General features: G+C 70.0%; 11 protein-coding genes. 7 read left to right on the top strand and 4 right to left on the bottom strand.

Going from position 1 to position 14,383, the window contains the following annotated elements:
• The first annotated feature begins 73 nt into the window (after window positions 1-73).
• Together MUN33_RS02065 and MUN33_RS02070 are read left to right on the top strand one after the other, a co-directional pair.
• Window positions 74-1,339, top strand: a complete 1,266-nt coding sequence (locus MUN33_RS02065; RefSeq protein ID WP_244803252.1) for a cystathionine gamma-synthase — start codon at window positions 74-76, stop codon at window positions 1,337-1,339.
• A complete protein-coding gene (locus MUN33_RS02070; RefSeq protein ID WP_244803253.1) occupies window positions 1,336-2,097 on the top strand; it encodes a hypothetical protein in 762 nt (253 codons plus the stop codon). The genes MUN33_RS02065 and MUN33_RS02070 overlap by 4 nt, the downstream gene beginning before the upstream one ends.
• A 103-nt stretch (window positions 2,098-2,200) precedes the next feature.
• Here the strand turns inward: MUN33_RS02070 and MUN33_RS02075 are convergent, their stop codons facing one another.
• Window positions 2,201-3,883, bottom strand: a complete 1,683-nt coding sequence (locus MUN33_RS02075) for a DNA glycosylase AlkZ-like family protein (RefSeq protein WP_244803254.1) — start codon at window positions 3,881-3,883, stop codon at window positions 2,201-2,203.
• A 155-nt stretch (window positions 3,884-4,038) separates the two neighbouring features.
• Here MUN33_RS02075 and MUN33_RS02080 point away from each other — a divergent pair, with 155 nt between their 5' ends.
• Entirely contained in the window at window positions 4,039-4,374 is a 336-nt protein-coding gene (locus tag MUN33_RS02080) for a YdeI/OmpD-associated family protein (protein ID WP_244803255.1), read from the top strand.
• A gap of 13 nt (window positions 4,375-4,387) precedes the next feature.
• On the opposite strand, the gene MUN33_RS02085 is transcribed toward MUN33_RS02080, so the two are convergent.
• The 3 genes from MUN33_RS02085 to MUN33_RS02095 form a co-directional block, all read right to left on the bottom strand.
• A complete protein-coding gene (locus MUN33_RS02085) occupies window positions 4,388-4,810 on the bottom strand; it encodes a cupin domain-containing protein (RefSeq protein WP_244803256.1) in 423 nt (140 codons plus the stop codon).
• Window positions 4,811-5,052: 242 nt separating this feature from the next.
• On the bottom strand, window positions 5,053-5,652 hold the full coding sequence (locus MUN33_RS02090) for a DNA-3-methyladenine glycosylase (RefSeq protein ID WP_244803257.1): 600 nt from the start codon (window positions 5,650-5,652) through the stop codon (window positions 5,053-5,055).
• Window positions 5,649-7,715, bottom strand: coding sequence for an FAD/NAD(P)-binding protein (locus MUN33_RS02095; RefSeq protein ID WP_244803258.1), 2,067 nt, complete (start codon window positions 7,713-7,715; stop codon window positions 5,649-5,651). The genes MUN33_RS02090 and MUN33_RS02095 overlap by 4 nt, the downstream gene beginning before the upstream one ends.
• A gap of 125 nt (window positions 7,716-7,840) precedes the next feature.
• Here MUN33_RS02095 and MUN33_RS02100 point away from each other — a divergent pair, with 125 nt between their 5' ends.
• From MUN33_RS02100 to MUN33_RS02115, 4 genes are all read left to right on the top strand, one after another.
• Window positions 7,841-8,806: an aldo/keto reductase gene (locus MUN33_RS02100; RefSeq protein WP_244803259.1), complete on the top strand. Its 966-nt coding sequence runs from the start codon at window positions 7,841-7,843 to the stop codon at window positions 8,804-8,806.
• Window positions 8,807-8,820: 14 nt separating this feature from the next.
• Window positions 8,821-9,399, top strand: coding sequence for a GNAT family N-acetyltransferase (locus MUN33_RS02105; protein ID WP_244803260.1), 579 nt, complete (start codon window positions 8,821-8,823; stop codon window positions 9,397-9,399).
• Between the two features lie 209 nt (window positions 9,400-9,608).
• Window positions 9,609-11,825, top strand: a complete 2,217-nt coding sequence (locus MUN33_RS02110) for an acyltransferase family protein (protein ID WP_244803261.1) — start codon at window positions 9,609-9,611, stop codon at window positions 11,823-11,825.
• Between the two features lie 70 nt (window positions 11,826-11,895).
• A complete protein-coding gene (locus tag MUN33_RS02115) occupies window positions 11,896-14,376 on the top strand; it encodes an acyltransferase family protein (RefSeq protein WP_244803262.1) in 2,481 nt (826 codons plus the stop codon).
• Window positions 14,377-14,383: the final 7 nt, after the last annotated feature.

The following is a 14,383-nucleotide window of genomic DNA, read 5'->3' on the forward strand; positions in this document are numbered from 1 at the left end:
GGCGGGTCCGGGTATAGACCGCTTGGTCCGGTAGGATGGCCACGATCACACCGACCAGCCCAGGAGAGCGCACATGAGCAGCGACGACCGGTCCGTCCAGCCCACGGAGCACGAATCGCGCGCGGACGCCGGCACCGCCGCCCGCCGCGCCGCCGCACTGCAGGCCCGCACCCGGTTGACCGACGCCACGGGTCGTCCGTTCGGGTTCGACACGAACGCCATCCACTCGGGCTACGAGCCGGACGGCCAGACCGGCGCGATCAACGCCCCGATCTACGCGTCGACCACCTACGCGCAGGACGGCGTCGCACAGCTCCGCGGCGGTTTCGAGTACTCCCGCTGCGGCAACCCGACGGTCACGGCCCTGGAGGAGGCCGTCGCCGCGCTGGAGGGTGCGAAGTTCGGGCGGGCGTTCGCCTCCGGCATGGCCGCGACGGACACCGTCCTGCGTGCCCTGCTGAAGCCTGGGGCCCACGTCATCCTGGGCAACGACGCCTATGGCGGGACGTTCCGCCTGTTCGACACCACCTACCGCGACTGGGGCGTGGAGATGTCGGTCGTCGATACGGCGGACACCGCGCAGATCGCCGCGGCGCTGCGTCCCGACACGAAGCTGGTGTGGCTGGAGACGCCCACCAACCCGATGCTCGGTATCACGGACATCGCCGCCACGGCCGACGCCCTGAAGGACCACCCTGCCAAGCTGATCGTGGACAACACCTTCGCCAGCCCGTACCTGCAGCGCCCGTTGGCACTCGGGGCGGACGTGGTGATGCACTCGACCACGAAGTACCTCGGCGGGCACTCGGACGTCGTGGGCGGGGTCATCGTGACCGACGACGAGGAGCTCGACGGCGAACTCCTCTTCCTCCAGGGCGGGGTCGGCGCGGTGCCCAGCCCCTTCGACGCCTACCTGACCTACCGTGGCATCAAGACCCTCGGAGTGCGTATGGACCGCCACTGCGCCAACGCGCAGGCCGTCGCCGAGTACCTGGACGGACGCCCGGAGATCGCCCAGGTGCTGTACCCGGGCCTGCCCGGCCACCCCGGTCACGACGTCGCCGCCGCCCAGATGGACGGTTTCGGCGCCATGGTGTCGGTCCGGTTCGCCGGCGGTGAGGCGCCTGCCCTGCAGTTCTGCGAGAACACCCGCCTGATCTGCCTGGCGGAGTCCCTCGGTGGGGTGGAGTCGCTGCTGGAGCACCCGGCGAAGATGACCCACCAGTCGGCGGCGGGGTCCGCCCTGGAGGTGCCGGACGACCTGGTGCGCATCTCCATCGGTATCGAGAACATCGAGGACCTCCTCGCCGACCTCGGGCAGGCGCTGGACGCCCTGTGAGCTCCGCTCCCACCTACGATCCCGCGGCCTGCCGTGTCGGGATCACCCCCGGTCACGCCGTGCTGCATGTGGAACTGTGGCACCCGAACTGGGGGTCGGCGGCCACCGATGCGCTGCGGCGCAGCCTCTTCGGAGCGGACGGTCCGGCCGGTGGTTCGGCACCCGACGTCTCCGCGGCGCACCGGATGCTGGACGAGGCCCTCGGCGCCGGCCGGGCCGCCGGCTGGCTGGGGCGGGTGACCGTGACCGACCACAGCCCGGGGCACTCCGTCGGCATGGCCGAGCTGCAGGACCGCGTCGAACGCATGGCGCAGGACGCCGTGGGCGCGGACGGGCGTCCCGCGTACGCCGTCCTCAACGCAGGTCAGGGTGCGACGCGCAGGACGGCGCGGGTCGTCCTGCCGTTGTCCCCGACCGTGGCCCCGGGCTGTGACCTGCATGTTCCGGTGACCCTGGGGACGGACCCCGTGGCGTCGTCGGACCTGACGATGGCGCAGATCGAGGACCGGTCCGCGGCCGTCCGGGAGGCGCTCGCCGACACCGTCGACGAGAACAACGCGGGAATCCTCGCCGTCACCGAGTTCCGTTCCGGGGCGGACACGATGCACTTCTACCTGGACTCCACCGCACCCGCGGTGATGGACAGGTCGGTGCTGAACACGCTGCGCGCGGTGGCGTCCGCCTGGCAGTACGGCGACACGGTCGTCGACGAGGAGGACGACCCCGGCTGGGACGCCGTCCGGGCCTACCGTGTGTGAATGATTCAATCCTGGGGGACCTGGAGTCGCCAGGATGTGAATGTGTGTGAATGTTGTCGAATGTTTGTCGAATGCGGTGTGAATGCACGGTCTGGTCGGCAGGTCACCGCTCTGGCAGCGTGTAGTACGTGTTCCTTGTTGTGCCGTGTTTTTGCAGCTCCCCCGAGTTCGTCAACTCCTTGAGCAGGCGGTAGACGGCAGTGCCGGTGAGCCCGCAGGTTTCGGCGGCCTGAGCGCGGGTCACGGAGCCGTACTCCGTGGCATAGGCGAGGATGAGTTGGCGGGCGCGGACATCGTCGAGGTCCTGGGAGCGGATGAAGTCCGACCGGCGGCCCACCGAATCGAAGAACGCTGAGCCGAGACGGTACTCCCTGGTCGCCCCGCGACCGAGTGCCTCGACCAGGGAAAGGTCGGTGAGCCGGTGTACCGTGCGCCGGAGTCGGGTCGGCTTTTCGCCCAGTAGTGCCGCCAGATCCTCGGACGATGCCCGTCCGTCCGCGTGCAGGCAATGGAGGACCCTGAGCTGGCGGACGTCCAGGTCGCCGTGGTCGCGCTGCCAGGTGGCGACGAACCGGGCGAACTCCCGGTCGGTGTCGGCGGTCGGGATCTCGACGACAACCTGTTCGTCCGTGGTCGAGGTGTAGTCGGGTTCCCCGTGCCCGGAACGTAGGAGGGACTGGTACATGAGGCGCACACCGCGCCCTGCCCTGTCGACGATCCCCGCACGTTTGAAGGCGTCGGCCAGAGCCGGACTGCGGGGTACCGAATCCTCGATGATGGTCTCCAGGGTGACCCCACGCGGGAGCCCGCCGGGGCTGGTCACAGACAGCCTCTCGCGTTCGAGCAGGATCTTCACCGGCCCGAGCGCGGTGTAGTCGCGGTGGATCAGGGCGTTGGCCACGGCCTCGCGGCTGACCCGCTCGGGAAGGTTCGGGAGGGCGACACGCACCATGCCGAGGGTGATCTCGTCCTCGGTCCGGTAGACGTCGAGACGGGCGGTGACGTCTTCGACGGCGGCGAACAGAGGTGAGGTGGTGCGGTGGTTGACCGACACCGCGTTGCCGTCCATGACCTGGAAGATGATCTCGTGGTTGGGGATCCACCTGGCCACGGAGGACCGGGTGCCGAAGAGGAGGACTGCTCCGAGCTTCACCGGATCCGGACCGTTGTCGTAGAACCGAAGTGCACGCAGGATGTCCTCGTCCGGGAGATCGGCGAGCAGGTCGTCGCCGCCGCTGGCGCGAATCATCGCCCGGAAGCGGTCGAATTCCCGTGTGTCGAGGTCCTGGAGAGTGGCACCTACGGCGTCGAGGGTGGACCAGTCCCGGGCGTTCACGCTGTTGTACCGGCTGAAGAGGTAGCTGGGGTCCATCGCCACGCATTCGGGCCCGCCGTTGATGCGCATCGTGCGGCGCTGGTACAGGCCGTTGGATGTGGCGACCGGGGACGGTGACGCAGGGACGGTGACCTGCACGATGTCATGGCCGTCGACGGTGATGACCTCGACCTGGCATGCCACCGGGGGAACTGTCCTGTGCTGGATCAGGGCCTCGAGTCGCGCGGGATCCGTGGCACCTGTCTTCCGGTCCCAGGGGGCGCATCCGGTGATCGTGCCGTCGTCCTCGACTCCGATGAGGAGCTGCCCGCCCTCTCCGTTCGCCATGCAGGCGACCGTGGCGGAGAGTTTGTCCTCGCTGAAACGGCCAGGTTCGCGACGGCTCTTGAACTCCACGGTCAGGGACTCGCCTGCGGCGATAAGCGAGCGGACGTTGTCTGCGCTGGTCATGCGGTTATCATAGTGCTCGTGTGTGAATGATTCAATCCTGGGGGACCTGGAGTCGCCAGGATGTGAATGTGTGTGAATGTTTTCGAATGTTTTCCGAATGCGGTGTGAATGCACGGTCTGGTCGGCAGGACGGGGTGCGGTGTAGGTTCGGTCCCATGAGTGAGACAGTGACTTCCGCGGCGTCCTCGGCTTCCGGGGCCGACTCAGAGCCTGCCGTCCCCGGCGGCGTCGTCCACGACCTTCCGGACGACCTGCGTGCCGCGGTCCTCGGCGGTGACCGGGGAGAGGGCGACGACGGCAGCCCGTCGGTGGCCAGGAGCGTGCTGGACCTGTGGGCCGACATCACCCCGCTGGCCCGCAACGAGTTCATCTGCTGGGTGGAGGACGCCAAGCAGGCGAAGACCCGCGCCCGCCGGATCCGGCGGACCTGTGAGGAGCTCGAGGAGGGCAAGCGTCGCCCCTGCTGCTGGCCCGGGTGCAAGCACCGCTGACGCAGGGGCGGGGTCAGGCGAGCACGAGCAGCGTCACGGTGGCGGGGCCGTCGGCGCGCAGACTGTGCACGCGACCTGCGTCGATGTGCACCGCCGACCCGGGGGAGACGGTGACGGCATCGGTGCCGTCGGTGGTTTCGGCGGGGTCGCGGCGGATGGACACCTCGAGGGTGCCGACCTGGCCGAGGATCAGGATCGGGGCGGCGGCATGGTGGTCGGCCATCACGTCGCCGGCGCGGAACGCCAGGCGGACGACAGTGGTCCCGTCCGCGCGCGCGAGCCGTTCAACGGCGGGTTTCGCCTGCGTGTAGTCGGTCCGGGGGATGTCGTAGTCGGTTTTCACGGTCCCGGGGTGGGCGTCGGCGAGGCCGTCGACGAAGGTCCACCCGGGATGGGCGTCGGTGTTCGCGGAGGGGGAGTGTGGTGTGGGAGTCATGGTGGCACCCAGCCTACGTCCGGAGCTCGGGGAGGTGCTCTGCGTCGGCGCCCAGATGTGTCGCGGTGTGATGTGGTGTGACGTGGTGTGACGTGGTGTACCGGCGGTGCACGCGATGTCGGATTGTCGCCCTCCCAGGTAGGATCCGGGGCCGAACCCCTACCTGTGAGGGCGACAATCCGACATCGGGGGGCGACATCATCGGGACGCGACGTCGGCGGGCCGGGACCAGGCGACCACCGTCAGTCCGGCAGCCGGGGCCTTCGGCGCGGGGAGGTGACGGTCCGGTCACCGGGGATCCAGAACCGCAGCGGGGCGTCCCTGTTCTTCGAGATGCCGATCCGGGGGCCGGCGACCCAGTCGACGGGGGAGGCCGGGGCGCTGAGGTGGAAACCGTCGGCCCCCGCACCGTCCTGCGAGACCACCGAGCCGTCGAGAGCCAGGTCGAGGCCCAGGGCGGCCCCGAGGTTCCCCGGCCCGCGGGCCAGTCCGTCCTCGGTGGGGCCCGGACCGCGGCGCTGACGCACCAGGTCCATGCCCTCGACCACCCGTCCGGCCCGCATCAGCACCCCGGCCCCGGTCCCCTCGGCCTGGCAGACCAGGTTCCCCGCACGGTGGATGCCGTAGCTGGCGTAGACGTACAGGTGTCCGGGTGGGCCGAACATGGTGAGGCACCGTGGTGTCGGGCCGTTGAAGGTGTGCGAGGCGGGGTCGCCGGCGCCGGGGTAGGCCTCGACCTCGGTCAACGTCACCGCGACGATGCCGTCGGGGGTCACCCGTCGCAGGGTGGCCCCGAGAAGTTGCGGGGCCACGGTGACGGGGGACGCCGAGAAGTCGATCATCTGTTCGGTGTCGCCGTCGCCGCCGTCGCCGCCGTCGCCACCGACGCCACCGAAGCCGACAGGACGGACAGGGCCGAGACCGCGGCGGCGTCGGTCTCCTGCAGCATCAGCGGGTCGGTGCGGGGCATCGGGGAGATCGTCATGTCGGCGCGGACCTCCTGCAGCGGGATGCCGAGCATGTGGATCCGCGGGTCCACGGTCCCGTCGACGTGCACCAGCCGGGTGCTCGCCAGGTCGACCTCCGGGGCCTTCGAGACGACCTCGGTGGAGGTTTCCGCGCTGGCGAAGACGAACGGGCGCAGGCGTGCGTCGCGCACCAGGGCGGCGGTGACGGGGTCGGCGCTGTCGCGTGCGGACGGCTTGTGCAGCCAGGCGTCCACTAGGGCGGTCGCCGCGACGGCGTGGTCGCCGGTGGACTCCGAGGACATCAGGAACGCCGGCGCCTCCGGGTCGATCACCACGGTGGGGTGTCCGCCGAGGAAGCGGACGTAGCCGGCGTCGACGAGGCAGAGGAGTTCGGCGGTGCGGAACGCGGGCGGCCCGGAGCCGACCATCTGGCCGACCCGGCGCAGCTCGGCGTAGGCGCCGCGCCGGGATTCCAGGGTGAAGCGTCCGGGCTGGTCGGCGACCTGGGCCGGCTTGCGGGCCGAGCCGATGACCTGCAGTCCCGCTTTCACGGCGGAGTCGGTGCCGAGTGTCGCCTCGTGCAGGTCACGGGTGAGCCGGTCGGCGATGTGGGCGGTCAGTTCGTCGACGGTGGGGGTGGCGGCACCGTCCTGCGTCCGGCGGTGGAGGTAGGCGGCGACGGGGTCGGCGAAACCGGGGATGTCGAAGCGGTCGGCGGCGTCCGGGACGAGGGCGGCCAGGGCGGGGTCCTCGTGCAGGGTCCAGGGGTCGTCGGTGGCGTCGATCACCGCGATGACCGCGTCGAGGGTGGCGTCGATACTGGCCTCGCCGTCCTCGCGCAGCAGCACCCGGTAGTACGCCTCGTGGGCGTCGCGCAGCAGGGCGGGCCACAACCGGTCGCCGAAGTCGACGGAGCCGGCCGGGGCGTCGGACGGGACGGCGGCGAGTTCGGCGCGGAACCGGGGCATCCGCGCGGCGGGCGGCAGTGCGTTGTAGACGGGTTTCGGCTGGTAGGGGTAGCCGTGGTGGGAGGAGACGACGAGGCGGGGTTCACGTCCGGAGGGCTCGTAGCGCAGGCCCGAGCGTGCGGAGTCGTCGGGGACGAACCGTCCGCCGCGGTCCACGGTCACCATCGCCACGAGGTCGAACAGGCCCATGCCGAGGCCGCGGACGACCACGTTCCGGCCGGCGGGGAGGGAGTGGACGTCCTGGTCGGCGGGGTTGCCCGGGCGGACCCAGGTGAGTTCGGGGTAGAGCTCGACGGACTGGGCGGTGAAGGTCTCCAGCGCATCGGGTTCGGTGTCGGTCCAGCCGAGGGCGAGGACGGTGGCGTCGGCGTCGATCACGGTGCCGTCCTGCAGGGTGACGCGGTCGCGGCTGTCGTCGAGCGCGGTGACGTCGGTGGCGCGGGTGGTGTGGGTCTCCAGGACCAGGCCCTCGGGGAGGCGGGCGACCACGGTATCGAAAACCCACTGGAGGTAGTGGCCGTACAGGGCGCGGGACGGGTGCGACTCCGGCCGGGTGTCGGCGATCTCCGCGGCGAACCCGTCCGGGGTGGTGGCGGGGTGGGCGGTGAACAGGGCGGTCTTCGCCCCGGTCGGGTCGGCGTCGCCCGGGCCGTCCTGCAGGGACTCGCCGCGCAGCAGGCGGATCCACTCGTACATGGTGGGGCCTTCGAGTACCGGCGCGGCGACGGATGACCCCGGCTCCGTGAAGAGGGTGACGGCGTCCGCCAGGGTGTTCATGCACAGGGTGGGGGTCTGGTCGGTGCGCCAGATACGGCCGGTGCCGACGGCGACGTCGTCGATGATGTGGACGGTGACGGGCTCGGCGGCGGGGTCCGCGGCGGGGTGGTTGCTGTCGCGCACCAGGGCGCTGAGTCGTTCGAGGACGGAGATGCCGCGCGGTCCGCCGCCGATGACGACAAGTGTGCTCATGGCCACCATGGTATCGCCCGGTCACGCACACTGACGCACCCTGGTACTGGCTGGAAGCGGCTGGTGCTGGCACTCGGGGAACCGGAGGTTCCGGCACGCTTCCGGTAGGGCGTACCGTGGTCGCCATGACAGAGACCAACCGTATTACCGTCCCCGGAACCGATCTCGAGATCACCCCGCTGAATCTCGGCGGGAACACCTTCGGCTGGACGTCGGATGTCCAGGGGTCCTTCGACGTGCTGGATGCTTTCCTGGCCGCCGGAGGAAACTTCATCGACACCGCCGACATGTACTCCCAGTGGGGCGAGGGGCACTCCGGCGGCGAGTCCGAGACCGTGCTCGGCCGGTGGTTCGCCGAGCGTGGCAACCGCGACCGGGTCGTGCTGGCCACCAAGGTCGGCGCCATCCAGGATGCGCCGGGCCTGGCGCACGACACCGTCGTGGCGAACCTCGACCGGTCGCTGGAGCGGCTGCAGACCGACCGGGTGGACCTGTACTACTACCACTACGACGACCCGTCCGTGGACATCGCCGACCAGGTCCGTACCGCCGCTGAACTGGTGGATTCCGGCAAGGTGCGCTACATCGGACTGTCGAACTACTCCACCGACCGCATGCGCGAGTTCTTCGAGACCGCCCGCGAGCTGGAACTGGACCACGCCATCCCGTTGGCTGTCCAGCCCCAGTACAGCCTGCTGGCCCGTGCCGGGTACGAGGACGGCTACCTGCAGGTCGCCGAGGAGTACGGCGTGGGTGTGTTCAGCTACTTCTCCCTGGCCTCGGGGCTGCTCACCGGCAAGTACCGCAGCCGTGAGGACCTGTCCGGTGCCGCCCGCGAGGGGCAGACCGCCGGGTACTTCGAGGACGGCAGGGATCCGTTCGTCGTGGTCGAGGCCGTGCAGCAGGTCGCCGACGCCCACGGGGTGGAGCCGGCGTCGGTGGCGCTGGCGTGGCTGCTGGCCAAGGGGGTCACCGCCCCGATCGCCTCGGCGCGTACCGCCGGGCAGGTCGCGCCGTTGATCGCCGCGACGACGCTGCAGCTCAGCGACGAGGAGATCGCCGCTCTCGACGCCGCGTCCGACGGTTTCTGAGTAGAATCCGGGGCATGAACACTCATGCTCCGGACAGGAACGACGGTGGAGCCCGGGGACTGCCGGTGATCCGCCCTGAAGCGGCCGACGGAGGCGACGCCGGCGAGATCCGTTCGCTCACGGCCGCCGCGTTCGACGGGATCGAGCAGTCCGACGGGCGTGAGCCCGCGATCATCGACGCCCTCCGCCAGGCCGGGGCCCTGACCCTGTCGCTGGTGGCGGTGCGGTCCGGCTGGGCGATCGGGCACATCGCCGCCTCACCGGTGACGCTCACCGGTGGGGACGGGGAGGCTGCCGGCCGGTGGTTCGGTCTGGGGCCGCTGTCGGTGTCTCCGCCCCACCAGGGCGAGGGCATCGGGGCGGCCCTGATGCGCGCGGCGCTGGAGCTCCTGGCCTCGGAGCACGGGGCTGCCGGTGCGGTCCTGCTCGGCGAGCCCGCCTACTACGACCGTTTCGGTTTCCGGGCGCGTGAGGGGCTCGTGATGGAGGGCCTGCCGGAGGACAGCGCGCGCTACTTCCAGGCGTTGCGTCTGGACGGGGGAGCGGCCTACCCGCAGGCGGTGGTGAGCTACCACCCGGCGTTCGGCGCCTAGTGGTGGGCGGGGGCGCCGGCAATCCCTCCCACTTTCGCACCCCATAAGTTGCTTAACACAACAAAGCGCCAGATCAGAGATGAATAAGCTGATGATCGGGTGCGAGGGTCGATAGCGCCTCCGTTCGTCCTCCGACGCCCCGGTGGAGCGCTTCGCCGGGGCGGCCGGTGCGCGAGGATAACATGTGGACCGTTATGGATTCGACACACATGCAACACCGACACCGGTACCGGGGCCACCGTAGGGACATCGACGGTCTGCGCGGTCTCGCGATCGTCCTGGTGGTGGTGTTCCATGTCTTCGTCGGCCGGGTGTCGGCGGGTGTGGACGTATTCCTGCTGCTCGGCGGGATCTTCTTCTTCAGCCCACAGATCCGTAACGCGCTGAACCCGGCCGGGCTCACGGTGGTGCAGTCGTTCCTGCGCATCTTCCGGCGTCTGTACCCGGCGCTGATCACCGTCGTCACCGTCGTCGTGGTCAGCGCGCTGCTGGTCTTCCACAGGGTGCGGTGGCCGGAGGTCGGGGAAGACGCGGCGGCGTCGTTGCTGTACGTGCAGAATCTCCATCTGGCGAATCTCGGCCAGGAGTACTCCGCGGTCAACCGTGAGGTCAGTGTCTTCCAGCACATCTGGTCGATGTCGGTGCAGATGCAGATCTACCTTGGCTCCCTGCTGGTGATCGTCCTGGTGGCGGTGGCGTTCCGGCGTCATGTGCGGGGCAGCTCGCAGGTACTGCACTGGTTCCTGGTGGTCGCCACGCTGGCCAGTTTCGGTTACGCCACATGGTTGGGCGGTCACGACCAGGGGGCGAACTATTATTCGCCGTTCTCCCGGTTCTGGGAGATCGGTCTGGGTGGTCTGTTCGGTATCTGGCTGCTGGGCCGGGTCCTGCCGGCGGTGTGGCGGTCGTTGCGCCCGCTGGCCGGGATTCTCGGCCTGGTGTTGATCATCTGCACGGGGTTGTTCCTGGACGGGGCCGCCCAGTTCCCGGGCCCGTGGACGCTGGTCCCGCTGGTCGGGGCGATGCTGGTGGTGCTGGCGGGGAACCCGGTGGACGGGGATGACGGGGACGGCGGGGCGGCCGCCGGAGCGTCCGGGGTGACGGCACTGCTGTGTACTGCACCGTTGCAGTTCCTCGGGCGCATCGCCTACAGCCTGTACCTGTGGCACTGGCCGGCGCTGGTGCTGGTCACCTACCTGATGTCCGATGGCGCCGATGTCGCGGAGCCCGGCGGACAGGGAAGGTTCTTCAACGGCATCACCGCCACTCTCGGAGCCGGCGAAGGGCTCATGGTCGGTAGCGTGGTGGTGGTTACCTCGGTCGTGTTGGCGTGGGGCACCTACCGGTTCATCGAGACCCCGTTGCGTCAGCAGGCGAAGCCGGCACGTTCCACCGCACTGACACCGTCCTACGTGCGGCAGGCCGTGCACGGTCGTCGTGGCGTGGCCGGTGCCGTGTCCGCGCTGCTCATGGTTGTCGCGACGGTCGGTGTCGTGTCCTTCGGCCCGGTTATCGAGCACCGTAACGCACAGTCCACGCCCACGGACGCGGGGGACGTCGACCCGGCCGTCTACCCGGGGCCGGAGGCGTTCCTCCGTGGCGCGCCGGCCCCGGCGGATGCACCGGTCCAGCCCGACCCCGCCACAGGGGAGGAGCAGATGCTTCCCCGGACCCAGGAGGACGGGTGCTTCTCCGGGTTCGCCGAACCGGACGTCATCCTCACCCAGGAGTTCAACTCCTCCGACACCCCGTGCGCATACGGCGACGTCGACTCGGACCGCACGATGTACCTCGCCGGAGGATCCCACTCGGAGCATTTCCTCGACGCGCTTGAGACGGTCGGCAGGGAGCAGGGGATCCGGATCGTCCCCGTCCTGAAGATGGGCTGTGTACTGGGCATGAGCCTGCCGCACCTCAGTGGCGACCCCTACCCGGAGTGCGCGGAGTGGAACATCAGGGCCCAGCAGTACATCCTCGACAATCCGCCTACGGACGGGGTGTTCATGCCGGTGACGCGCCCCACCACAATCGAGGGCAACGGGCCGGACGTCGTGCCCCCCGAGTACGTCGCCATGGTGCAGCGGCTCACCGACGCCGGTATCCACACCTGGGGCGTGCGCGACACTCCGTGGCACATGGCGGGCCCTGGTGTGCAGGGCAATGCACGGCTCTGTGTCGCCGAGGGCGTCGGCGGTGACTGCGGTGTCGCCGAGGAGTCGAGCATGGCGCCGGTGAACCCGGCCCTGGAGGCCTACCGGGGCATGGACATGACCCACCTGGACATCACCCAGGCGCTGTGCCGAGACGGCCGCTGCCCGGCGGTGGTGGGCAACGTCCTAGTCTACCGGGACGGCCAGCACTTCACGTCACTGTTCTCGTCCCTTCTCGCCCCGGAGCTCAGCCGGCAGATGTACGGAACGTCCTGACGGTCCGGGTGGACGTTCCGGGTGTCGTACCCCGGGGCCGGCTGAGAGTGCGCTTAGTATCGAGGTCGACATGGAGGCGGCCTACACGACCACAGGGGACCGGCCGGCACCCGTTCTCGGCGGGCGTCGGTCGGCCCGTCGTACCCACCGTCGGGACATCGACGGGCTCCGGGGCCTGGCCATCGCCCTGGTCGTGGTGTTCCATGTCTTCGTCGGCAAGGTCTCCGCCGGCGTCGACGTCTTCCTGCTCATCGGCGGGATCTTCTTCTTCGCCCCGCAGATCCGCAATGCGCTGAACCCGGCCGGGCTCACCGTGGTGCAGTCGGTCCTGCGGATCGTCCAACGGTTGTACCCGGCGCTTCTCACCGTGGTGTCGCTGGTGATGCTGCTGGCCCTGGTGGTCTACCAGGTGTCGCGGTGGGCCCAGGCCGGCGGGGACGCCGCGTCCTCGCTGCTCTACGTCCAGAACCTGCACCTCGCCGCCGCGGGGGCGGAGTACTCGGCGGTGAACCGGGACGTCAGCCTGTTCCAGCACATCTGGTCGATGTCGGTGCAGCTGCAGATCTACCTTGGCTCCCTGCTGGTCATCGTGGTGTTCGCGGCGGTGTCCCGGTGGCGGGGACGGACGGGGGGCCGGTTGCTGCACCGCACCTTGTCCGTCGCCACCGTGCTGAGTTTCGCCTACGCCGTCTGGCTCGGCGCCCATGACCAGGCGATGAACTACTACTCCCCGTTCTCCCGGTTCTGGGAGATCGGGCTGGGCGGACTGTTCGGGCTGTGGATGGTCGGCCGCGGGATCCCGTGGGTGTGGCGCTGGCTGCGCTGGCCCGCCGGGGTCCTGGGCCTGCTGCTGATCGTGGCCACGGGCCTGTTCCTCGACGGGGCGGCGCAGTTCCCCGGCCCCTGGACGCTGGTCCCGCTGGTCGGCGCGGTACTCGTCATCGCGGCGGGCACGCCCGTCCTCGAACCGGACGGTGACCGTGTCCGCGCCGCAGCCGAGGGCCGCACCGTCGGGTCCGTGGGCGTGACCCGCCTGCTGGAGGGCCGGTTCTTCCAGTTCCTGGGGAGGATCTCCTACAGCCTGTACCTGTGGCACTGGCCGTTGCTGGTCCTGGCCACCTACCTGTTCTCCGCCTCGGCCGGCACCCGCGGTCAGGGGGACGGCCTCGCCGGCATCACGGCGACGCTGGGTACCGGACGCGGCGTCGCCGTCGGCACGGGCGTGGTGGTCCTGTCCCTCGTGGCAGCCTGGCTGACCCACCGCTACGTGGAGACCCCGCTGCGGCAGAAGGGGAAACCGGAACGTTCCTGGATGCTGTGGGACCGCCGGTACTGGGCCGCGCTGCTGCGCTCACGGGCGAAGGTCGTCACCGTGGCGGTCCTCGTCGTCGCCACCGCCGCGGTGTTGTCCTCGGAACGTCTGGTGCAGGTCCACACCGCCGGGCCCGCCCTGGTCGTCGGTGAGGACAGCCCGGAGTACGACGACTACCCGGGTCCGCAGGCGTTCCTGGAGGACGCACCCGTCCCGGACGGGGTCGATGTCCGGCCGGCCGCGGTCTGGAACAAGGAGACCATGCTCCCGGAGACCGCCCTCGACGGTTGCCTGGTCGAGGTCGAAGGGGAGGACCTCGTCCTCACCCACGACCAGGGGTCGTCGGACGTCCCCTGTGTCTACGGTGACACCGACTCTGACCGCACGATGTACCTCGCCGGCGGATCGCACTCCGAGCATTTCCTCCCCGCCCTCGACATCATCGGCAAGGAACGGGGCATCCGGGTCGTCCCGATGGTGAAGATGGGGTGTGTCCTCGGCATGCGGATCGAGCGGATGCGCGGCGGTGACTACGGGGAGTGCTACACCTGGCAGGATAAGGCGACCGGGTACATCCTCGACAACCCGCCGACCGACGGGGTTTTCATGACCACCACCCGGCCCACCGCCCGTACCGGTGCGGGGCCCGACCAGGTGCCGGACGGGTATGTCGACGTGGTGCGGCGGTTCAGTGAGGCAGGCATCCACACCTGGGGCGTGCGGGACAACCCGTGGCGTCAGAATAACGGGGAGCTCGGCAATTCGATGCTGTGCGTCGCCGACGGTGGCGACCCCGGCGAGTGCGGTCCGTCCGCCGCCGAACTGCTCGAGGACAACCCGGCCCTGGAGGCGTACCGGGGCCTGGACATCACCCACGTCGACCTGACCGCCGCCTACTGCCGGGACGGTGTCTGCCCCGCAGTCGTCGGCAATGTGCTGGTCTACCGCGACGGCAACCATTTCACGCCCGCCTGGTCGGCGATGCTGGCACCGGAGCTCTCCCGGCAGATGTACCACCCGGACTCCGTCGAGGACCTTCGTCGCACCGTCGCGGAGGCGGTCCGGGCCACCGACGGTGCCGGGGACGGGGCGACGGCGCCGGCGTTGGCGCCGAAGGACGTCCGCCGGCTGCCGAAACCCGAGCCGGTCCCAGAGCCGGGTTGGGTGGGGCCCGGTTACGTTGACCAAGGCTGGGTGGCGCCGGGGTGGGCCGAACCGGCCTACGCCCCGCCCTACTGAGCCACCT

Origin of the sequence: Corynebacterium kalidii (genome assembly GCF_022869005.1) — a bacterium.
Taxonomy (GTDB): domain Bacteria; phylum Actinomycetota; class Actinomycetes; order Mycobacteriales; family Mycobacteriaceae; genus Corynebacterium; species Corynebacterium kalidii.